The 19,614-nt window shown below is 66.1% G+C and carries 19 protein-coding genes; 15 read left to right on the forward strand and 4 right to left on the reverse strand.

Features of this window, described 5'->3' with window-relative positions:
- Position 1 precedes the first annotated feature (1 nt).
- On the reverse strand, positions 2 to 313 hold the full coding sequence (locus GBZ48_RS04345; RefSeq protein WP_109096343.1) for a hypothetical protein: 312 nt from the start codon (positions 311 to 313) through the stop codon (positions 2 to 4).
- A gap of 356 nt (positions 314 to 669) precedes the next feature.
- Between GBZ48_RS04345 and GBZ48_RS04350 the strand changes: the two genes are divergently transcribed.
- The 9 genes from GBZ48_RS04350 to GBZ48_RS04390 all read left to right on the forward strand — a co-directional run bounded on the left by GBZ48_RS04350 (position 670) and on the right by GBZ48_RS04390 (position 8,840).
- Positions 670 to 1,041 carry an FtsB family cell division protein gene (locus GBZ48_RS04350; RefSeq protein ID WP_174469889.1) on the forward strand — a complete coding sequence of 124 codons (372 nt, stop codon included), beginning with the start codon at positions 670 to 672 and terminating at the stop codon, positions 1,039 to 1,041.
- Between the two features lie 191 nt (positions 1,042 to 1,232).
- Positions 1,233 to 2,246, forward strand: coding sequence for a pyruvate dehydrogenase (acetyl-transferring) E1 component subunit alpha (gene pdhA / locus GBZ48_RS04355; protein WP_174469890.1), 1,014 nt, complete (start codon positions 1,233 to 1,235; stop codon positions 2,244 to 2,246).
- A 78-nt stretch (positions 2,247 to 2,324) separates the two neighbouring features.
- Positions 2,325 to 3,713, forward strand: coding sequence for a pyruvate dehydrogenase complex E1 component subunit beta (locus GBZ48_RS04360; RefSeq protein ID WP_174469891.1), 1,389 nt, complete (start codon positions 2,325 to 2,327; stop codon positions 3,711 to 3,713).
- 16 nt (positions 3,714 to 3,729) lie between these two features.
- Entirely contained in the window at positions 3,730 to 5,064 is a 1,335-nt protein-coding gene (locus GBZ48_RS04365) for a pyruvate dehydrogenase complex dihydrolipoamide acetyltransferase (protein ID WP_174469892.1), read from the forward strand.
- Positions 5,065 to 5,083: 19 nt separating this feature from the next.
- Positions 5,084 to 5,386 (forward strand): chorismate mutase, encoded by a 303-nt coding sequence (locus tag GBZ48_RS04370; RefSeq protein ID WP_174469893.1) that lies wholly within the window; start codon positions 5,084 to 5,086, stop codon positions 5,384 to 5,386.
- Between the two features lie 15 nt (positions 5,387 to 5,401).
- Positions 5,402 to 6,799 carry a dihydrolipoyl dehydrogenase gene (lpdA, locus tag GBZ48_RS04375; RefSeq protein ID WP_174469894.1) on the forward strand — a complete coding sequence of 466 codons (1,398 nt, stop codon included), beginning with the start codon at positions 5,402 to 5,404 and terminating at the stop codon, positions 6,797 to 6,799.
- 43 nt (positions 6,800 to 6,842) lie between these two features.
- A complete protein-coding gene (locus GBZ48_RS04380) occupies positions 6,843 to 7,328 on the forward strand; it encodes a DUF29 domain-containing protein (protein WP_174469895.1) in 486 nt (161 codons plus the stop codon).
- A 63-nt stretch (positions 7,329 to 7,391) separates the two neighbouring features.
- The gene (lipA, locus tag GBZ48_RS04385) at positions 7,392 to 8,348 is read left to right on the forward strand and encodes a lipoyl synthase (RefSeq protein ID WP_174469896.1); all 957 of its coding nucleotides are present in this window, start codon (positions 7,392 to 7,394) and stop codon (positions 8,346 to 8,348) included.
- 36 nt (positions 8,349 to 8,384) lie between these two features.
- Complete coding sequence (locus tag GBZ48_RS04390) at positions 8,385 to 8,840, forward strand: type II toxin-antitoxin system RatA family toxin (RefSeq protein WP_109049901.1); 456 nt, start codon at positions 8,385 to 8,387, stop codon at positions 8,838 to 8,840.
- Positions 8,841 to 8,873: 33 nt separating this feature from the next.
- Here GBZ48_RS04390 and GBZ48_RS04395 read toward each other — a convergent pair whose 3' ends face one another.
- The 3 genes from GBZ48_RS04395 to GBZ48_RS04405 are packed head-to-tail and all read right to left on the reverse strand — an operon-like array spanning position 8,874 to position 10,817.
- Positions 8,874 to 9,062, reverse strand: a complete 189-nt coding sequence (locus tag GBZ48_RS04395) for a 4-oxalocrotonate tautomerase (RefSeq protein ID WP_098739878.1) — start codon at positions 9,060 to 9,062, stop codon at positions 8,874 to 8,876.
- A gap of 42 nt (positions 9,063 to 9,104) precedes the next feature.
- Positions 9,105 to 9,608 (reverse strand): CinA family protein, encoded by a 504-nt coding sequence (locus GBZ48_RS04400; RefSeq protein WP_174469897.1) that lies wholly within the window; start codon positions 9,606 to 9,608, stop codon positions 9,105 to 9,107.
- Between the two features lie 36 nt (positions 9,609 to 9,644).
- Positions 9,645 to 10,817: a bifunctional 2-C-methyl-D-erythritol 4-phosphate cytidylyltransferase/2-C-methyl-D-erythritol 2,4-cyclodiphosphate synthase gene (locus GBZ48_RS04405; RefSeq protein WP_174469898.1), complete on the reverse strand. Its 1,173-nt coding sequence runs from the start codon at positions 10,815 to 10,817 to the stop codon at positions 9,645 to 9,647.
- A 175-nt stretch (positions 10,818 to 10,992) separates the two neighbouring features.
- Between GBZ48_RS04405 and GBZ48_RS04410 the strand changes: the two genes are divergently transcribed.
- The 6 genes from GBZ48_RS04410 (at position 10,993) to ntrX (ending at position 19,569) form a co-directional block, all read left to right on the forward strand.
- Positions 10,993 to 11,823, forward strand: coding sequence for a cytochrome C assembly family protein (locus GBZ48_RS04410; RefSeq protein ID WP_174469899.1), 831 nt, complete (start codon positions 10,993 to 10,995; stop codon positions 11,821 to 11,823).
- 155 nt (positions 11,824 to 11,978) lie between these two features.
- The gene (gene dusB, locus GBZ48_RS04415) at positions 11,979 to 12,965 is read left to right on the forward strand and encodes a tRNA dihydrouridine synthase DusB (RefSeq protein WP_174469900.1); all 987 of its coding nucleotides are present in this window, start codon (positions 11,979 to 11,981) and stop codon (positions 12,963 to 12,965) included.
- On the forward strand, positions 12,965 to 14,179 hold the full coding sequence (locus GBZ48_RS04420) for a two-component system sensor histidine kinase NtrB (protein ID WP_425485970.1): 1,215 nt from the start codon (positions 12,965 to 12,967) through the stop codon (positions 14,177 to 14,179). Before dusB ends, GBZ48_RS04420 begins: the two co-directional genes overlap by 1 nt.
- Positions 14,179 to 15,624 carry a nitrogen regulation protein NR(I) gene (gene ntrC, locus GBZ48_RS04425; protein ID WP_174469902.1) on the forward strand — a complete coding sequence of 482 codons (1,446 nt, stop codon included), beginning with the start codon at positions 14,179 to 14,181 and terminating at the stop codon, positions 15,622 to 15,624. The genes GBZ48_RS04420 and ntrC overlap by 1 nt, the downstream gene beginning before the upstream one ends.
- A gap of 236 nt (positions 15,625 to 15,860) precedes the next feature.
- Complete coding sequence (locus GBZ48_RS04430; RefSeq protein WP_174469903.1) at positions 15,861 to 18,179, forward strand: sensor histidine kinase NtrY-like; 2,319 nt, start codon at positions 15,861 to 15,863, stop codon at positions 18,177 to 18,179.
- Positions 18,169 to 19,569 carry a nitrogen assimilation response regulator NtrX gene (gene ntrX / locus GBZ48_RS04435; protein WP_098739871.1) on the forward strand — a complete coding sequence of 467 codons (1,401 nt, stop codon included), beginning with the start codon at positions 18,169 to 18,171 and terminating at the stop codon, positions 19,567 to 19,569. Before GBZ48_RS04430 ends, ntrX begins: the two co-directional genes overlap by 11 nt.
- Positions 19,570 to 19,614: the final 45 nt, after the last annotated feature.

Raw genomic sequence — 19,614 nt, forward strand, 5'->3', positions numbered from 1 at the left:
TTTACTGGCCGCCCGAGGGGGTGGCGGATCCGCCGGTGCTGGCACCGCCGCCGGCCGACCCTCCGGCGGTCGATCCGCCCGGTACGGTTTGGGTGGCACCTGTGGTCTCGTTCATCGAGTTGCCGGAAGTGCCGCCCTGCACGGGCACGCCGGTCGAAGGCGGCGGGACAGTGGTGGACCCGCTGCTCGACCCGCTGCTGGTCGTCGGGCTGGTCTGGTTGGACGCGTTGGAATTCTGTGCGTTATGGTCATCGCAGGCGGCCAGACCCAGAAGCAGGGCGGGCAGGGCCACGATCAGAAACTTGCTGCGCATGAGTGTTGCTCCTCAGCCAGTGGGCGGCGCCATCGACGGGACCTGCTGTGCGAGTACGAAGCGGACTCGGTACGGCTCCGGTGGCACCGTATGCCTCCAAACACGCCACCGCCGGTTTCATTCCATCCACCTTGGTGCTATGCCGGGTGGGTGCCTGTTCCGATGAACAGGTTTCCAGACGCTGGATCCTTGCGGCGGCTGACGAGAACTTTACAAGAACATCAACGCGACTTGTGGCCTGGACGTGACGGATACCCATTACTGGGTTGCGCAAAGAACACGAACCTTTTGCGACTTGGCTTTTCCATCTTTTTCGTTTGACCGGCGGAAAGTCGCTGTGATTCCATCATGCCACCATGACGATGATCGCCGACCTCACCGACACGCTCGCCCGCGCCGCCAAAAGCGCGATCCGCCAAGCAATCATGCCGGCGCTGTGCGCCTGCGTGGTCGCCTACTTCGCCTACTACGCGGTCCATGGCGACCGCGGACTGGTGGCGATGAAGCAGATCCAGGGGGAGATCGCCCAGGCCGAAGGGGTCCTCAACCAGCTCCGCACCGAGCGGGAGGATATGGAACGCCGTGCGCAGCTGCTGCGCGGCGACGGCCTCGACCGCGACATGCTGGAGGAGCGGGCACGTCTGATGCTGAACTTCGCGAGCCCGCGCGACGTGGTCGTCAAGCTGCCGAAACTGGCCGAGCAGGAAGGGGCCGGCCAGCAGAAGTAAGGGGAAATCAGCCGATTAACCGTTTCGCGGTTAATCTGAAATAGCGCTGCAAAAACAGACATTTGCGCGCCTCCAGAAGCTCGTGTAGTGTGCGCGCCATATTCGCTTCCGGTGCGGGCTCCCGTATGCCCGCAACGCGCGGCGGCAAGAGGTGTCAAAGACCTTTGCCGCTTGAACCCTGGGGAGGAATCATGGCCGCGTCCCGACGCCGTTCCACCAAGGCGCTGACCGACACCGCGCCCGCTCAAGCCGTCTCTTCCGAAGAGCTTCTTCATTATTATCGCGAGATGCTGCTGATCCGCCGCTTCGAAGAGAAGGCGGGCCAGCTGTACGGCATGGGTCTGATCGGCGGCTTCTGCCACCTCTACATCGGCCAGGAAGCCGTTGTGGTCGGCGTGCAGGCCGCCCTGAAGGATGGCGACAGCGTCATCACCAGCTACCGCGACCACGGCCACATGCTGGCCTGCGGCATGGACGCCAAGGGCGTGATGGCCGAGCTGACCGGCCGCATTGGAGGCTACTCCAAGGGCAAGGGCGGCTCGATGCACATGTTCAGCCAGGAGAAGAACTTCTTCGGCGGCCATGGCATCGTCGGCGGGCAGGTCCCGCTCGGCACGGGTCTGGCCTTCGCGCACAAGTACAGCAACGACGGCGGCGTGGCTGCCGTGTATTGCGGCGACGGCGCGATCAACCAGGGCCAGGTCTACGAGAGCTTCAACATGGCGGCGCTGTGGAAGCTGCCTGTGCTCTTCATCATCGAGAACAACAAATACGCCATGGGCACCTCGCAGGAGCGCGCCTCTGCAGGCGAACTGCACCAGCGCGGTGCGGCCTACGGCATCCCCGGCTATCAGGTCAACGGCATGGACGTGCTGGAGGTCAAGGCCGCGGCGGACCAGTGGGTGCCCCACATCCGCGGGGGCAACGGCCCCGTCATCCTCGAGATGAAGACCTACCGCTACCGCGGCCACTCGATGTCCGACCCGGCCAAGTACCGGACGAAGGAAGAGGTCGAGAAGATGCGGTCGGAATCCGATCCCATCGATCAGCTGAAGGCGAAGATCCTGTCCGGCAACCACGCCGACGAGGACAAGCTGAAGGAGATCGACCGCGAGGTGAAGGCGATCGTTACCGAATCGGCCGAATTCGCCCAGCAGAGCCCGGAGCCCGATCCGTCGGAGCTGTGGACCGACATTCTCGTCTGATCCTGACGTCAACGATAAGCGGGAGCGGCGCCTTGTGGGACGGGAAACCGGACTCCCCGCGCCGCCGGAGGTTGAGGAATGCCGATCGAAGTGCTGATGCCGGCCCTGTCGCCCACGATGACCGAGGGCAAACTGGCCAAATGGCTGAAGAAGGAAGGTGACTCGGTGAAGTCCGGCGACGTCCTCGCCGAGATCGAAACCGACAAGGCGACCATGGAGGTCGAGGCGGTCGATGAAGGCCGCGTCGGCAAGATCCTGATCGCCGAGGGCACCGACAACGTCGCCGTGAACACCCCCATCGCCGTCCTGCTGGAAGAAGGCGAGGACGAGAGCGCGCTGAGCAAGGGCGGCAACGCCCCAACCGCCGCAGCTCCGGCCGCCCCCGCTCCCGCCCCGGTGGCGGAAGCTGCTCCGGCCCCGGCGCCCACGGTGCCGGCGGCTCCGGTCGCGGCGCCCGCGTCGGACGAGGACAGGTTCATGGCCAAGACCGTCAAGAAGACGGTCCGCGAAGCGCTGCGCGACGCGATGGCCGAGGAAATGCGCCGTGACGACAAGGTCTTCGTCATGGGTGAGGAGGTCGCCCAGTACCAGGGCGCCTACAAGGTGACCCAGGGCCTGCTGCAGGAGTTCGGCGAGCGTCGCGTCATCGACACGCCGATCACCGAGATCGGTTTCGCCGGCCTTGGCGTCGGCGCCGCCTTCAAGGGATTGAAGCCGGTCGTCGAGTTCATGACCTTCAACTTCGCCATGCAGGCGATCGACCACATCATCAACTCGGCTGCCAAGACGCTGTACATGTCGGGCGGTCAGATGAGCAACTCGATCGTGTTCCGCGGCCCCAACGGCGCCGCTGCCCGCGTCGGCGCCCAGCACTCGCAGTGCTACGCCTCGTGGTACGCCCATTGCCCGGGCCTGAAGGTCGTGTCGCCCTGGTCGGCGGCCGACGCAAAGGGCCTGCTGAAGGCAGCGATCCGCGATCCGAACCCGATCGTCTTCCTCGAGAACGAGATCCTCTACGGCCAGAGCTTCGAGGTTCCGGAGGACGAGGAATTCGTCCTGCCGATCGGCAAGGCCAAGATCGAGCGCGCCGGCAAGGACGTGACGATCACCGCCTTCTCGATCATGGTCGGCCATGCCCTGGCCGCCGCCGAGATCCTGGCCAAGGAAGGCATCGACGCGGAGGTCATCAACCTGCGCACGATCCGTCCGCTGGACACCGAGACCATCGTCAACAGCGTCAAGAAGACCAACCGCCTCGTCTCCGTCGAGGAGGGCTGGCCCTTCGCCGGCATCGGTTCGGAAATGTGCGCGCTGATGATGGAGCAGGCGTTCGACTATCTCGACGCGCCGGTGGCCCGCGTGGCCGGCCTGGACGTGCCGATGCCCTACGCCGCCAACCTGGAAAAGCTGGCGCTGCCGCAGGTCGATCACATCGTCAAGGCCGCAAAGCAAGCCTGCTATCGCTGAGAGGAGGGCTGATAGGATGACCGTTCAGATTCTGATGCCCGCCCTCTCGCCCACGATGACCGAGGGCAACCTCGCCAAGTGGCTGAAGAAGGAAGGCGACACGGTGAAGTCCGGCGACGTGCTCGCCGAGATCGAAACTGACAAGGCCACCATGGAAGTCGAAGCGGTCGATGAAGGCCGCATCGGCAAGATCCTGATCCCGGCCGGCAGCCAGGGCGTGGCGGTGAATACCCCCATCGCCATCCTGCTGGAAGAGGGCGAGGACGAGAGCGCGCTGGCGTCGGCCGGTTCCGCTCCGGCCCCGGCAGCCGCTGCTCCGGCAGCTGCCCCGGCGCCCACGGCAGCCCCGGCTGCCGCCGCTGCTCCGGCTCCGGCTCCGGCCGCTGCCGCTCCTGCGGCGGCTGGCGAGCGCGTGTTCGCCAGCCCGCTGGCCCGCCGCATCGCCGAACAGGCCGGCGTCGACCTGAAGACCGTCAAGGGCACCGGCCCGCACGGCCGCATCGTCAAGGCCGACGTCGAGGCCGCCAAGGCCGCCGGCCCGGCCAAGGCCGCTGCCGCTCCGGCTGCTGCCCCGGCTCCGGCCGCCGCTCCGGCTCCCGCCGCTGCACCGGCCCCGGCTCCCAAGGCCGAGGGCGTGGACGCCAAGGCGCTCGCCGACAAGCTGGGCATGGCCTATACCGCCGTGCCGAACAGCGGCATGCGCAAGACCATCGCCAAGCGTCTGGGCGAGGTGAAGCGCACGGTTCCCGACTACTTCCTGACGGTGGATGTCGAGATCGACGCGCTGATGAAGGTCCGTGCCGAGTTGAATGGCCGGTCCGACGCCTACAAGCTGTCGGTGAACGACTTCATCATCCGCGCCGTGGCGCTGGCGCTGAAGAAGGTCCCGGCGCTGAATGCCGCCTGGACCGACGAGGCGATGCTGCAGTACAGCCACGCCGACATCTCGGTCGCCGTCGCCACGCCGACCGGGCTGATCACGCCGATCGTCAAGAAGGCGGAGACCAAGGGTCTGGCCGACATCTCCAACGAGATGAAGGTGCTGGCCAAGAAGGCGCGCGACAACGCGCTGAAGCCGGAAGAGTATCAGGGCGGCACCATCTCCATCTCCAATCTGGGCATGATGGGGATCAAGCAGTTCCAGGCGATCATCAACCCGCCGCAGGCCTGCATCCTGGCCGTCGGCGCCAGCGAGCAGCGCCCGGTCGTGAAGGACGGCGCTCTGGCCATCGCCACGGTGATGAGCCTGACCGGCACCTTCGATCACCGCGTGGCCGATGGCGCCGTCGGTGCGGAATTCCTTGGAGCGGTGAAGAAGCTGCTCGAGGATCCGCTCTCGATGCTGCTCTGACGGTTAGAGGACCGGTTCCATGTCGAAAAGCCTTGCCCCGCTCCGCGCCGAAATCGACGCCATCGACGACGAGATCGTCGCATTGCTGGGCAAGCGCCTGTCCGTCGTCCACCGCGTAGCATCGGTGAAGATGGCGGAGAAACTGCCGGCCGTCCTGCCCGACCGCGTCGAAGCGGTCAAACGGCGGGCGGCCGAGGCAGGCAAGGCCTACGGCCTGGATCCGGACTTCATGGCCACCCTGTACCAGACGATCATCGACGAGGCGTGCCGGGTCGAGGAAGGCATCTTTGCCGCCGGCCGCGAGGATGCGCCTCGCTCCTGAATGGGGAGAACACCCTTGGCCGACATCAATTACGACGTCATCGTCATCGGCGGCGGACCGGGCGGTTACGTGGCGGCGATCCGCGCCGCGCAGCTGGGCCTGCACACCGCGGTCATCGAGCGGGAACTCCTGGGCGGCATCTGCCTGAACTGGGGCTGCATCCCGACCAAGGCGCTGCTGCGCTCGGCCGAGGTGCTGCATCTCGCCAAGCACGCGTCCGACTATGGTCTGGTCATCCAGAACCCGTCCTTCGACCTCGACAAGGTCGTCGCCCGTTCGCGCAAGGTCGCCGGGCAGCTGAACGGCGGCGTCAAGCACCTGCTGAAGAAGAACAAGGTCGCGGTGATCGAAGGCTCCGCCAAGCTGCTCGGCAAGGGGCAGGTGGCGGTTTCGAAGGGCGAAGCCCCGGTCGGCACCTTCGGCGCCAAGCACATCATCATCGCCACTGGTGCGCGTGCCCGCACGCTGCCGGGTCTGGAGGATGACGGCAAGCTGGTCTGGACCTACCGCAAGGCGATGACTCCGGATGCCATGCCGAAGTCGCTGCTGGTCATCGGCTCCGGCGCCATCGGCATCGAGTTCGCCAGCTTCTACAATGCGCTCGGCGCCAAGGTCACCGTGGTCGAGGTGATGGACCGCATCCTTCCGGTGGAGGATGAGGAAATCTCCGCGATGGCCCGGAAAGCCTTCGAGAAGCAGGGCATGCGCATCATCACCGGCGGCAAGGCCGGCAACCTGCGCAAGGCCGCCGACAGCGTGACCGTGGCCGTCGAGGCCGGCGGCAAGACCGAGGACATCACGGTCGATCGCGTCATCGTCGCCGTCGGCATCAGCCCGAACACCGAGAACCTCGGCCTGGAGAACACCAAGGTCAAGACCGACCGCGGTCATATCCAGACCAACGGCATGTGCGAGACCGACGAGCCGGGCGTGTACGCCATCGGCGACGTGACCGGCGCCCCCTGGCTCGCCCACAAGGCCAGCCACGAGGGTGTGATCGTGGCCGAGCACATCGCCGGCAAGCATCCGCATGCGCTGAACGTCCGCAACATCCCGGGCTGCACCTATTCGCACCCGCAGATCGCGTCGGTCGGTCTGACGGAGAAGAAGGCAAAGGAAGCCGGCTACGAGATCAAGGTCGGCCGCTTCCCGTTCGTCGGCAACGGCAAGGCCATCGCGCTCGGCGAACCGGAAGGCCTGATCAAGACCATCTTCGACGCCAAGACTGGCGAGATGCTGGGCGCCCACATGATCGGCGCGGAAGTGACCGAGCTGATCCAGGGCTACGGCATCGCCAAGTCGTCGGAACTGACCGAGGCCGAGCTGATGCACACGGTGTTCCCGCACCCGACCCTGTCGGAAATGATGCATGAGTCGGTCCTTGATGCCTATGGCCGGGCGATCCACTTTTAACTAGGATCTTCCGAGGTGACGTTTTTCCAAACCGGACGGAGCGATGGACCGCAGCAACGCCGCTTATGACGAGGATTTTTACGCCTGGACCCAAGCCCAGGCGCAGGAGCTTCGCCGTGCCGGCGCCGAGCGGAACAATGCCCCGGTCGACTGGGAGAACGTCGCCGAGGAGATCGAGAGCATGGGCCGCAGCCAGAAGTCCGAGATCGACCATCGCCTTGGCGTTCTGTTGGTCCATTTGCTGAAGTGGATGTTCTGCCCGGATCTTCGGGAACGCTGCGAGCGTGGCTGGCGCCTGACAGTACGGGAGCAGCGCAAGAAGCTGATCCGCGAGATCAAGGACAGCCCAAGCCTTCGGCCATACATCGTCAACGTTTTCGCCGAGGTTTACTCGGATGCCCGCCTGCGGGCTGCCGTCGAGGCGGATACCCCTGACGGCCATTTCCCGGTCGAGCTGCCTTTCACGCTTGACCAGGCGCTCGATCCGGCCTATCCGGCCGAACTGTTTCCGCCGGAATGGCGGGTTTGACATCCTCATCGCACCTAATTGTCGGGGCCGGGCCATCGCGTCGGCCATCGGGAGCTTTAGACCATGACCCTCGTCGACCAGACCGAGAAGCTGCGCCACCCCGAAAAGGCCCATAAGCCCGACAACCCCATCCAGCGCAAACCGGCCTGGATCCGGGTCAAGGCGCCAATGAGCCAGGAATACAACGAGACCCGCCAGCTGATGCGTGGGCTGAAGCTGAACACCGTGTGCGAAGAGGCAGCCTGCCCGAACATCGGGGAGTGCTGGAAGCAGAAGCACGCCACCTTCATGATCCTGGGCTCCATCTGCACGCGCGGCTGCGCCTTCTGCAACGTGGAGACCGGACGCCCGGACCTGCTCGACCCGCATGAGCCGGAGAAAGTCGCGGAGGCCGTCGGTCAACTGAAGCTTTCCCACGTGGTCATCACCTCAGTCGACCGCGACGATCTGGCCGACGGCGGTGCGGAGCATTTCGCCCGCACCATCCGCGCCATCCGTGTCGCGTCGCCGGAGACGACCATCGAGATCCTCACCCCCGACTTCCAGAAGAAGAAGGGTGCGGTCGAGGTGGTGGTGGAGGCCAAGCCCGACGTCTTCAACCACAATCTGGAAACCGCGCCGCGCCTCTACCCGACGATCCGTCCCGGCGCGCGCTACTTTGCCTCGCTGCAGCTGCTGGCGCGGGTGAAGGAACTCGATCCGACGATCTTCACCAAGTCCGGCCTGATGGTCGGTCTGGGCGAGACGAAGGAGGAGATCGGGCAGGTGATGGACGATCTTCGCTCCGCCGATGTGGACTTTCTGACGATTGGGCAGTATCTCCAGCCCACGCCCAAGCATGCGGCGGTGGATCGCTTCGTGACTCCCGAGGAGTTCGACGGTTATTCCACTGTTGGCCGCGGCAAGGGCTTCCTGCTGGTGGCCTCATCGCCGCTGACGCGCTCGTCCTACCATGCGGGTGCGGATTTCGAGAAGCTGCGTGAAGCCCGGCTGCGCAGGCTGGGGGTCGCGGCCGCCTGATCCAGGCGGTTCAATAAGAAAGGACACGGTACGGGCATGCCCACGCACGCGGAGAAGAAGGTTCTTCCCTACACGCCCCAGCAGATGTACGACCTGGTCGCGGACGTGGAGAAGTATCCGGAGTTTCTGCCCTGGTGCCTGGCGGCCCGCATCCGGAAGCGCGAAGACAACGTGATGTTCGCGGACCTGATCATCGGTTTCAAGATGGTCCGCGAACGCTTCACCTCGCGAGTGGAATTGCACGAGCCCGACTGCCGGATCAACGTGCAGTACACCGACGGGCCGTTCCAGTATCTGAACAATCACTGGATCTTCAACGAGCATCCCGGCGGTTGCTGCGTCGATTTCTTCGTCGATTTCGAGTTCCGTTCGAAGATGCTGCAGAAGATCATGGGCCTGCTGTTCAACGAGGCTGTCCGGCGCATGGTGCAGGCCTTCGAAACGCGTGCGGCCCAGCTTTACGGGCCGGGCCGCGCGACGCAGCCGGCCTGACGCCGGCCGCGGCCGATTGGGTCGGGTGGTCGGTCAGCTCTTGTCCGACCACAGCTCCCCGCCGCTCGCCCAATCGCTCTTCTTCACGTCCTGAAAGATGATGTCCACCGCGGACGGCGAGCAGCCGAGGACCTTCACGGTCGCCTCGGTCAACGCCTTGGCGTATTCGCGCTTCTGTTCGACGGTGCGTCCTTCGAACAGCTGGATGTTGATGGTCGGCATTAGATCATTTTCCTTCGTTGTGAAGAGCTTGCCGGCGTTTCTTCAGCGCAGGCTTCCAGTGGGCCGGGCGAGCCGCAGCCTCTCCAGCGCCGCCTGGACCGTCGCCATCCGCACGGCGTCGCGGTCGCCGGGGAAGGTGTATTCCTTGGCCTTGGCAGCTCCGCCGCGCACGGCGGTCGCGACATAGACCCGGCCCACCGGCTTGGTTTCCGTGGCTCCGCCGGGGCCGGCGATTCCCGTCACCGCCACTGTCACGTCGGCCCGCGATTTCGCCAGCGCGCCGACCGCCATGGCGACCGCCACCTCCGGGCTGACGGCACCATGGGCATGAAGCAGGCTGGCGGGAACGGCCAGCATTTCGGTTTTGGCGATGTTGGTGTAGGTGACGAAGCCGCGGTCGACCACCTTGGACGAGCCGGCGATGTCGGTCAGGGCGCCGGCGATCAGGCCGCCGGTGCAGGACTCGGCCGTCGCCAGCATGAAGCCGGCGAGGCCGTATTCGGCAAGCGTCTGGGCGGCGAGGTCGCGGATGATCTCGGGAAACATGACGGCCTCTCCCGGTTCGTATCGTTGGTCGGGATGTTAGCCCGGAAGTCGGACGGTCGCCACAGCCTGTGCCGCAATACCCTCGCGCCGGCCGGTGAAGCCCAGCTGTTCGGTGGTGGTCGCCTTCACGCTGACCCGTCCGACCTCGATGCCCAGAATCTGGGCAATGCGGTCCGTCATGGCGGCGCGGTGGGGGCCGACCTTCGGCCGCTCGCAGATGATGGTCACGTCGGCATGGGCGATGACGCCGCCGCGCTCCGCCACCAGATCGGCGGCATGGCGCAGGAACCTGGCGCTGTCGGCCCCACGCCAACGCGGATCGGTCGGCGGAAAGTGGCTGCCGATGTCGCCGGCGGCCAGCGCCCCGAGAATGGCGTCGGTCAGCGCATGCAATCCGACATCCGCGTCGGAGTGGCCTTCCAGCCCATGGCTGTGGGGGACGCGCAGGCCGCAGAGCGTCACGAAATCGCCATCGGTGAAGCGGTGGACATCGAAACCGCTGCCGGTCCGCACGTCCCACAGGCTGCTCATGATCGCGCGGGTGGCGCGGGTGAGGTCGTCGGGGGTGGTCACCTTGAAATTGTCCTCCTTGGACGGCACCAGCGCCACGGTCAGCCCGGCACGCTCCGCCACTGCGGCATCATCGGTCAGCGACAGGCCGGCGGCAGCCCGGTGGGCTTCGAGAATATCGGGGAAGCGGAAGCCCTGCGGTGTCTGCGCCCGCCACAGCCCTTCGCGGTCAACCGTGCCGGTGATGGCGTCTCCGCTGCCGCGCTTCAACGTATCGGCCACCGGCACCGCCGCGATGGCGCCCGGCGTGCTGTCCAGCGCCGCGATCACCGCGGCGATGGTGTCCGCATCGATCAGGGGGCGGGCAGCGTCATGGATCAGCACGAGATCGGGTGCGCCGTCGGCGGCCAGGGCCTCCAGCCCATTGCGGACCGAGTCCTGACGGCTGGCGCCGCCGGCAACCGGGTCGGGCAGGGCAAGACCGGACAGGGCGGCGTCATAGGCATCGCGCCAAGTCGGGTCGATGACCACGCGCACGCCGGTGACCTGCGGATGGCTCAGGAAAGCCTCCACCGTCCGGCGCAGCACCGGCTTGCCCGCGAGGTCGAGATACTGCTTCGGCCGCTCGGCCCCGAACCGCTGTCCGGACCCTCCGGCCACGATCAAAGCAATACAGGTGGGGGCGATGCAGGTGGGCATAAGGCAAACCGTAAGATATGATAGCCACTTGACGGAAACGTCGCGGAGCCTAGCCTGTCGCCGTGGTTCCGCCAAGTGCCGAGCCTTGCCGCCGAGACGCTCCGGACAATGTCAGGGAGCCGGCCGGCCTGCTCCGGCAGCATGATGGCGGAAAGACGGGAGTGCATTCGGGTCCATGTCGCAGAACATCTTTTTAAGCCTGACGGCGCTGGTGGCCCTGGTGCCTGCCGCCCTCTATCCCTACCGGCGCATCGCGGGGCAGGGCGTGGAGGGGCGCGGCTGGGCTTTCTGGGGCGCATTGCTGCTCGCAGCCGCCGGGCCCGGCATGTGGGCGATCCTGCAGGTTGCCGGTCAGTGGCAGACCGGATTCTCGACAGCGCTGTGGGTGACGACGGCCGCCTGCATGGCGCTGTTCATCGGGTTGAGCCTGTTACATGCCACCGCCTGGAGGCTGGCGCCGCTGCTGCTGCCTTATCTGCTGGTGGTCTGCCTGCTGGCGACCCTGACCGAGGATGCGCCGGCGCCGATCCTGCGCGGCAATGCGCCGGGCGTGTGGATCGACCTGCACATCGCCGTGTCGGTCTTCACCTATGCCCTGCTGACGCTCAGTGCCGTGTCGTCCTTCGCCGCGGTGATCCAGACCCGGGCACTGAAGTCCAAGCGGCCGACCCCGCTCAGCCGTTTCCTGCCGCCGGTGGCGGAGAGCGAGCGGCTGCAACTGCGCCTGCTGATCGCGTCCGAGGTGGTGCTTGGTGCCGGCCTCGCCACCGGCATGGCGGTGCTCTATTTCGAGCAGGGGCTGCTGTTCCGCACCGACCATAAGAGCCTGCTGTCGCTCGCGACCTTCATCGTGATCGGAATCCTGCTGCTTGCCGAATACCGGACCGGGGTGCGTGGACGGACGGCGGCGCGCACCATGCTGATCGTCTACCTGCTGGCGACGCTTGCCTATCCCGGCGTCAAGTTCGTCTCGAACGTGCTGATCGGGCAGTGGACCTGGAGCTGAGCCGACATCGGCGCAAGCCGGTGCAAGATCATGGGTTTAGGGCGGGGCCTGAGCGTGGCGGTCGGGCTTCGCCCTTGCACACGACTGTCGCCACGTGATAACTTGCCCAAATTGACGGCACTTTGTTGATTTGCCCATCAATCGGGCAGGTGAGAATGACCATACAAATCGGACCCATCACGCTCGCCGGACCGGTGATCCTGGCGCCCATGTCGGGCGTCTCCGACCTGCCGTTCCGCCGTCTGGTGAAGCGCGCGGGCTGCGGCCTCGTCGTGTCGGAGATGATCGCCAGCCAGGCGATGATCCGCGAGAACCGCCAGACCCTGCGCATGGTGGAAACCGAGCCGGAAGAGTTTCCGATGGCGGTCCAGCTCGCCGGCTGCGAGCCCGAGGTGATGGCCGAGGCGGCGAAGCTGAACGAGGATCGCGGCGCCGCGGTCGTCGACATCAATTTCGGCTGCCCGGTCAAGAAGGTGGTGAACGGCCATGCCGGCTCTTCCCTGATGAGGGACGAGGCACTGGCCGGCCGCATCCTGGAGGCGGTGGTGAAGGCCGTCAGCATTCCGGTGACGCTGAAGATGCGGCTGGGCTGGGACGAGACCAACCGCAACGCCCCCAATCTCGCCCGCATCGCCGAGCAGTGCGGCATCAGGATGGTGACGGTCCATGGCCGCACCCGCATGCAGTTCTACACCGGCACTGCCGACTGGACCTATGTCCGCCATGTGAAGGAGGCGGTGAAGATCCCCATCGTCGTCAACGGTGACATCGTCAGCTTCGAGGCGGTGGACCGTGCGCTCGCCGAATCCGGCGCCGACGGCGTGATGATCGGACGCGGCAGCTACGGCCGCCCCTGGTTCCCGTCTCAGGTCATGCAGTATCTGCGTACCGGCGAGAAGCTGCCCGACCCGCCGCTGCCCGAGCAGATGGACACGCTGCTGGAGCATTTCGACAGCATGCTGAGCCATTACGGCACGGACGGCGGCATCAAGGTCGCCCGCAAGCATGTCTCCTGGTACTCGACCGGCCTGCGCGGCTCCAACGAGTTCCGACAGGAGGTCAACCAGTTGGGCGATCCGAACGCGGTGCGTGACCGCATCCGTGCCTTCTATGAACCGGCAATCGAAAGGATGGCCGCCTGATGGATCCCGTACCGATGACCGCTCCGAGCCAGCGTGGCCGCAACCGGTCGGGTGCCGCCAGAGCGCCGCGGCTTGACTCGCTGGTGGTGCTGAACAGCCTGCCCGATCCGGTGCTGGTGGTGGACGGCAACGGTGACATCCGCTTCGTCAATCTGGAAGGGCAGGAGTTCTTCGACCTTTCGGCCAATGCCATGGAAGGCATGCCGCTGCCCGACCTGCTGCCTCCGGACAGCCCGGTGATGGGCCTGATCGAACAGGTGCGCCGAGGCAGCCGCCGGGTTTCGCAGGACGGCGTCATCATCGATACGCCCCGTATCGGCCCCCACCATGTGACGGTGCAGGTGGCGACCATGGGCGACCCGCCCGACCATGTGGTGCTGACCATCCATGAGCGGTCGCTCGCCCGCAAGATCGACCATTCGCTGACTCACCGCCATGCTGCGCGCTCGGTCACCGCCATGGCGGCGATGCTGGCCCATGAGGTGAAGAACCCGCTGTCCGGCATCCGTGGCGCCGCCCAGCTGCTGGAGGAGAACGCCAGCGACCAGGACCGGGTGCTGACCCGCCTGATCTGCGACGAGGCCGACCGCATCGTGGCGCTGGTCAACCGGATGGAGGTGTTCTCCGACGAACGGCCGCCGGAACGCGCTGCGGTGAACATCCACACCGTTCTGGAACATGTGCGGAAAGTGGCCCAGAGCGGCTTTGCCCGAAAAATACGCTTTGTCGAGCGGTACGACCCGTCACTGCCTCCTGTTTATGGCAATCGCGACCAACTTGTGCAGGTTTTCCTGAATCTGGTGAAAAATGCGGCAGAGGCTGCACCAGAATCGGGCGGCGAGATCACGCTGACGACCTCTTACCAGCACGGCGTGCGCATGGCGCTGCCCGGTGGGGACGTGCGCCGGCACCTGCCCCTGCTGGTGACGGTTCAGGATAACGGCGACGGCATTCCGGAAGATCTTCAGTCCAACCTGTTCGATCCGTTCGTGACCAGCAAAGTGAACGGGACTGGCCTTGGTCTTGCATTGGTGGCGAAACTGATAGGCGACCATGGCGGAACCATCGAGTTCGACAGCCAGCCTCGCCGGACCGTCTTCAAGGTGTCGCTGCCGATGTACGATGATTCGAAATACGACGAACCGAAACTTTCCGGGGACTCGAAGATTTCTGACGCTGGCTTGCAGTCCAAGGGCGGCCGGGGGACTCGTTGATGAGCGCAGCGACCATTCTCATCGCGGATGACGACCGCGCCATCCGCACCGTCCTGACGCAGGCCCTGGCCCGGTTGGGGCATGAGGTCCGAACCACCGGCAACGCCGCGACGCTGTGGCGGTGGGTTGCGGACGGGCAGGGCGATCTGGTCATCACCGACGTGGTGATGCCGGACGAAAACGGCCTGGACCTGATCCCGCGCATCAAGAAGCTGCGGCCCGAAATGCGCGTCATCGTGATGAGTGCGCAGAACACGCTGATCACCGCGGTGAAGGCAGCGGAGCGTGGGGCCTTCGAATATCTGCCCAAGCCCTTCGACTTGAAGGAACTGGTTTCCGTCGTCGAACGTGCGCTGAACACCAACACCCCGCCGGCCGCCATGCCGGGCGGCGAGATGGAGGGCGAGGAGCAGCTGCCGTTGATCGGCCGCTCGCCCGCCATGCAGGAAATCTATCGGGTGCTGGCCCGCCTGATGGGCACCGACCTGACGGTGATGATCACCGGCGAGTCCGGGACCGGCAAGGAACTGGTCGCCCGCGCGCTGCACGATTACGGCAAGCGGCGCAACGGGGCCTTCGTCGCCATCAACATGGCCGCCATCCCGCGCGAACTGATCGAATCCGAGCTGTTCGGCCACGAGAAGGGCGCTTTCACCGGCGCCACCAACCGTTCGACCGGCCGGTTCGAGCAGGCGCAGGGCGGAACGCTGTTCCTGGACGAGATCGGCGACATGCCGCTCGATGCCCAGACCCGGCTGCTGCGCGTGTTGCAGGAAGGCGAATACACCACCGTCGGCGGGCGCACCGCGATCAAGACCGACGTGCGCATCATCGCGGCGACCCACCGCGACCTGCGCACCCTGATCCGCCAGGGGCTGTTCCGCGAGGATCTGTTCTATCGCCTGTGCGTGGTGCCGATCCGCCTGCCGCCGCTGCGCGAGCGGACGGAAGACATTCCGCTGCTGGTCCGCCATTTCCTGAATCTCGGCATCAGCCAGGGACTTCCGGCCAAGAGCATCGACCAGGCGGCGATGGACCGGCTGAAGCGCTATCGCTGGCCCGGCAACGTCCGTGAACTGGAAAATCTCGTCCGCCGTCTGGCCGCGCTCTATTCGCAGGAGGTGATCGGGCTGGATGTGGTGGAGGCGGAACTCGCCGACGCCACCCCGGCCTCCCAGCCGGTGGAGGAGCCGCAGAGCGAAGGCCTGTCCTCGGCCGTCGAGCGCCACCTGAAGGACTATTTCGCCGCCCACAAGGACGGCATGCCGTCCAACGGCCTGTATGACCGGGTGCTGCGCGAAATCGAACGGCCGCTGATCTCGCTCAGCCTGTCGGCGACCCGCGGCAACCAGATCAAGGCGGCACAACTGCTCGGCCTAAACCGCAACACGTTGCGCAAGAAGATCCGCGACCTCGATATCCAGGTGATGCGCGGCATCAAATAAGCCGCATCCGGCAACGCGTGCGGGGAGGCCCAGCAACGCTGCCAATCCGTGCCAAAATTGTGACACAACCCGGTCAGGGGCGGCGGGCAAACCGCCGCCCATTGGCTACTAAACGCCTTCTGCACTTCTTCTGACGCCTTCTGGCGTAGACTGTGCTGTCCGAAAGGCAGATTCGTTGAGGCTTGGCAGGGCCGCAACAGAGGTGTATCTTTCCGGCAACAGATTAGCGCCGGACCATGCCACCGAATTCCGACATTGCAGCAGCCGGCCAAAGGCCGGTCTGGCAGAAGATTCTCCAATGGTCCAGGCGGGTCGGCCTGGGCAAGCGGCTGGCCTTTGCCCTGTCGCTGGCGGCCCTGGCCGCCGGGTTCGCCACCTACGCGGCGATGACGGAAAGCGCGCCGTTCGGACAGGCCAACCCGCGGACCGTCACGCTTCTGCTGACGCTCGACCTTGCGATCCTGCTGACGCTGGGCGTTCTGATCGCCCGGCGCATCGTCGCCATCCTGATCGGGCGGCGGCGCGGGCTGGCGGGGTCGCGGCTCCATACACGTCTGGTTCTGGTGTTCAGCGTGCTGGCGGTGGCGCCGGCCATCATCATGACCGTCTTTTCCACCCTGTTCTTCTATGTCGGGGTGCAGAGCTGGTTCAGCGACCGCGTGCGCACGGCGGTGAACGAATCCCTGGTGGTCGCCAGCGCCTATCTGCACGAGCACCAGCAGAACATCCGCGCCGACGCACTGGCGATGGCCAACGACCTTTCGCAAGAGGCGCGTTTCTCCAGTGACCCCGAACGGTTCGAACAGGTCGTCGCCACCCAGGCGATGCTGCGCGCGCTGTCGGAAGCAATCGTTTTCAACGGCACCACCGGCGCCATCGTCGCGCGGGCCGGCTACACCTTCACCCTGGAATTCGAGCCGATCCCTGAGGACAAGATCCAGCAGGCCCGCACCGGCGAGGTCGCGCTGATCGTCAAGGAATCCGACGATCGCGTCCGCGCCCTGGTCAGCCTGGATCGGGTGTCCGACACCTTCCTCTATGTCGGCCGCATGGTGGAGCCGCGGGTGCTCCAGCACATGGCCTCGGCCGAGGGGGCGGTGAAGGAATACACCGCGCTGGAGAACCAGCGCGGCAGCCTGCAGGTCACCTTCACGCTGATCTTCCTGGTGGTGGCGATGCTGCTGCTGCTGGCGGCGGTATGGGCCGGGCTGAATTTCGCCACCCGGCTGGTCCGCCCGATCAGCGCCTTGATCGGAGCCGCCGAGCGGGTGCGCGCCGGCGACCTGACCGTCCGCGTGTCGGAACCGCCGGGCGAGGACGAGTTCGTCCTGCTGTCGCGTGCCTTCAACCGCATGACCACCGAGATCGAGGGGCAGCGGCGGGAGTTGCTGTCGACCAACCGGCTGCTCGACGAGCGCCGCCGCTTCACCGAGACGGTGCTGTCCGGCGTGTCGGCCGGTGTGCTGGGTGTCGATGCCGACGGCGTCATCAACCTGCCGAACCTGTCCGCCGCCCGCCTGCTGGGCGAGGAGGATCCGGAGCGGATGATCGGCATGTCGCTGGTCGAGCTGCTGCCGGACATCGGCGACCTGCTGGAAAACGCGCCGAAGAAGCCCGGCCGCGTGGTGCAGGACCAGATCCAAATCCGGCGTCCGGGCAAGACGACGCTGACCCTGCTGGTCCGCATCGCGGCGGAGGTACGCGACGGCAACGTGCGAGGCTATGTCGTCACTTTCGACGACATCACCGAACTGGTGTCGGCGCAGCGCAAGGCGGCCTGGGCCGACGTGGCGCGCCGCATCGCGCACGAGATCAAGAACCCGCTGACGCCGATCCAGCTGTCGGCCGAACGGCTGCGCCGCAAATATCTGAAGGAGATCTCCAGCGATACGGAGGTCTTCACCATGTGCACCGACACCATTGTCCGGCAGGTCGACGACATCCGCCGCATGGTGGACGAATTCTCCGCCTTCGCACGGATGCCGCAGCCGGTGATGAAGCCGGTCAACATCAACGATCTGGTCCGGCAGGCGGTGTTCCTGCAATCGAGCGCCCATTCCGGCAAGATCCGCTTCGACACGCGGCTGCCGTCCGGGCCGTTGACGGTGGCCTGCGACAGCCGGCAGATCTCCCAGGCGCTGACCAACCTGCTGCAGAACGCGGCCGACGCCATCGAGGGGCGCACGCCGCCGGCCGACGGCGCGGATCTGCCGCCTGGAGAGGTGGCGATTGCAGTGGAGGACGACGGCGAGAAGGTCGTCGTCACCGTACAGGACAACGGCAAAGGCCTGCCCGGCGGCGAACAGCGCGACCGGCTGACCGAACCTTATGTGACGACGCGGGCCAAGGGCACCGGGCTGGGGCTCGCCATCGTCAAGAAGATCATGGAGGACCATGGCGGCGTGCTGACCCTTGAGGACCGCGAAGGCGGACCCGGGGCGCGCGTGACCCTGGTCATTCCACACCCGGTTACGGTCGCGAACGACGCGGGCGGCCGTGACGACAGGCCGGCGGAGACCGGCGGAGAGATGAGGCACGAAGCCCATGGCGCATGACATTCTGATCGTCGATGACGAAGCCGATATCCGGATGCTGATTGCCGGCATCCTGAACGACGAAGGCATCAAGACGCGCGAAGCCGCCGACGCCGATCAGGCCTTCGCCCAGGTGGCGGCGCGCCGGCCGAGCCTCGTCGTGCTCGACATCTGGCTCCAGGGCAGCAGGCTGGACGGCCTGCAGATCCTGGAACAGCTGATGCGGGATCATGCCAACCTGCCGGTCATCATGATCTCCGGCCACGGCAACATCGAAACCGCGGTCCAGGCCATCAAGGTCGGCGCCTACGACTTCATCGAGAAGCCGTTCAAGGCCGACCGCCTGCTGCTGATGGTGGATCGCGCCATCGAGGCGGCGCGGCTGAAGCGCGAGAACCAGGAGCTGAAGCTGCGCGCCGGCGGCGATGCGGAGCTGATCGGCAAATCGTCGGCAGTCAATCAGGTGCGGCAGTCCATCGACAAGGTGGCGCCCACCGGCAGCCGCGTCCTGATCTCCGGCCCGCCCGGTGCCGGCAAGGAGGTGGTCGCCCGGCTGATCCATGCCCGCTCCCGCCGGGCCGGCGGTCCCTTCGTCGGGCTGAACTGCGCCACCATGCGGCCCGAGCGGTTGGAGATGGAGCTGTTCGGCACCGAGGCCGGCGTCGATGGTCCCGGCCGCAAGATCGGCACCTTCGAGCAGGCTCATGGCGGCACGCTGCTGCTGGACGAAGTCGCCGACATGCCGTTGGAGACCCAGGGCAAGATCGTCCGCGCCCTTCAGGAACAGGTGTTCGAGCGCGTCGGCGGCGGCCAGCGGGTCGAGGTGGATGTGCGCGTGATCGCCACCTCCAACCGCGACCTCCAGGCGGAAATCGAGCAGGGGCGCTTCCGCCAGGATCTGTTCTACCGCCTGTCGGTGGTGCCGATCCGCGTCCCGTCGCTTGCCGAGCGGCGTGAGGACATCCCGGTGCTGGCTCGCCATTTCATGCAGCGGTCCGCCGAAGCGTCCGGCCTGCCGACCCGCGAGTTCGGTGAGGACGCCATGGCTGCCCTCCAGGCCTATGACTGGCCGGGAAACGTTCGCCAACTGCGCAACGTCGTGGACTGGCTGCTGATCATGGCCCATGGCGACCCCAAGGAGCCGATCCGCGCCGACACCCTGCCGCCGGAGATCGGCGCCATCACGCCGACGGTCCTCAAATGGGACAAGGGCGGCGAGATCATGGGCCTGCCGCTGCGCGAAGCCCGCGAGGTGTTCGAGCGCGAATATCTGCTGGCCCAAGTCACCCGCTTCGGCGGCAACATCTCCCGCACCGCGTCCTTCGTCGGCATGGAACGCTCCGCCCTTCACCGCAAGCTGAAGTCGCTGGGCGTTCATGGCAGCGAGAAGGGGAAGATGTTCCTCGAGTGATCGGTGGGGGGAGGTCGCGCCCCCACCATTCCCCTCTCTCCCCTC

The sequence above is a fragment of the Azospirillum melinis genome (assembly GCF_013340935.1).
In the GTDB taxonomy this organism is placed as follows: domain Bacteria; phylum Pseudomonadota; class Alphaproteobacteria; order Azospirillales; family Azospirillaceae; genus Azospirillum; species Azospirillum melinis.

Bases quoted from the DNA above. Each gene is read 5' to 3' on its own strand.
- GBZ48_RS04345 (WP_109096343.1), bottom strand. From the start codon at position 313: ATGCGCAGCAAGTTTCTGATCGTGGCCCTGCCCGCCCTGCTTCTGGGT.
- GBZ48_RS04350 (WP_174469889.1), top strand. From the start codon at position 670: ATGACGATGATCGCCGACCTCACCGACACGCTCGCCCGCGCCGCCAAA.
- pdhA (WP_174469890.1), top strand. From the start codon at position 1,233: ATGGCCGCGTCCCGACGCCGTTCCACCAAGGCGCTGACCGACACCGCG.
- GBZ48_RS04360 (WP_174469891.1), top strand. From the start codon at position 2,325: ATGCCGATCGAAGTGCTGATGCCGGCCCTGTCGCCCACGATGACCGAG.
- GBZ48_RS04365 (WP_174469892.1), top strand. From the start codon at position 3,730: ATGACCGTTCAGATTCTGATGCCCGCCCTCTCGCCCACGATGACCGAG.
- GBZ48_RS04370 (WP_174469893.1), top strand. From the start codon at position 5,084: ATGTCGAAAAGCCTTGCCCCGCTCCGCGCCGAAATCGACGCCATCGAC.
- GBZ48_RS04380 (WP_174469895.1), top strand. From the start codon at position 6,843: ATGGACCGCAGCAACGCCGCTTATGACGAGGATTTTTACGCCTGGACC.
- lipA (WP_174469896.1), top strand. From the start codon at position 7,392: ATGACCCTCGTCGACCAGACCGAGAAGCTGCGCCACCCCGAAAAGGCC.
- GBZ48_RS04390 (WP_109049901.1), top strand. From the start codon at position 8,385: ATGCCCACGCACGCGGAGAAGAAGGTTCTTCCCTACACGCCCCAGCAG.
- GBZ48_RS04395 (WP_098739878.1), bottom strand. From the start codon at position 9,062: ATGCCGACCATCAACATCCAGCTGTTCGAAGGACGCACCGTCGAACAG.
- GBZ48_RS04400 (WP_174469897.1), bottom strand. From the start codon at position 9,608: ATGTTTCCCGAGATCATCCGCGACCTCGCCGCCCAGACGCTTGCCGAA.
- GBZ48_RS04405 (WP_174469898.1), bottom strand. From the start codon at position 10,817: ATGCCCACCTGCATCGCCCCCACCTGTATTGCTTTGATCGTGGCCGGA.
- GBZ48_RS04410 (WP_174469899.1), top strand. From the start codon at position 10,993: ATGTCGCAGAACATCTTTTTAAGCCTGACGGCGCTGGTGGCCCTGGTG.
- dusB (WP_174469900.1), top strand. From the start codon at position 11,979: ATGACCATACAAATCGGACCCATCACGCTCGCCGGACCGGTGATCCTG.
- GBZ48_RS04420 (WP_425485970.1), top strand. From the start codon at position 12,965: ATGGATCCCGTACCGATGACCGCTCCGAGCCAGCGTGGCCGCAACCGG.
- ntrC (WP_174469902.1), top strand. From the start codon at position 14,179: ATGAGCGCAGCGACCATTCTCATCGCGGATGACGACCGCGCCATCCGC.
- GBZ48_RS04430 (WP_174469903.1), top strand. From the start codon at position 15,861: ATGCCACCGAATTCCGACATTGCAGCAGCCGGCCAAAGGCCGGTCTGG.
- ntrX (WP_098739871.1), top strand. From the start codon at position 18,169: ATGGCGCATGACATTCTGATCGTCGATGACGAAGCCGATATCCGGATG.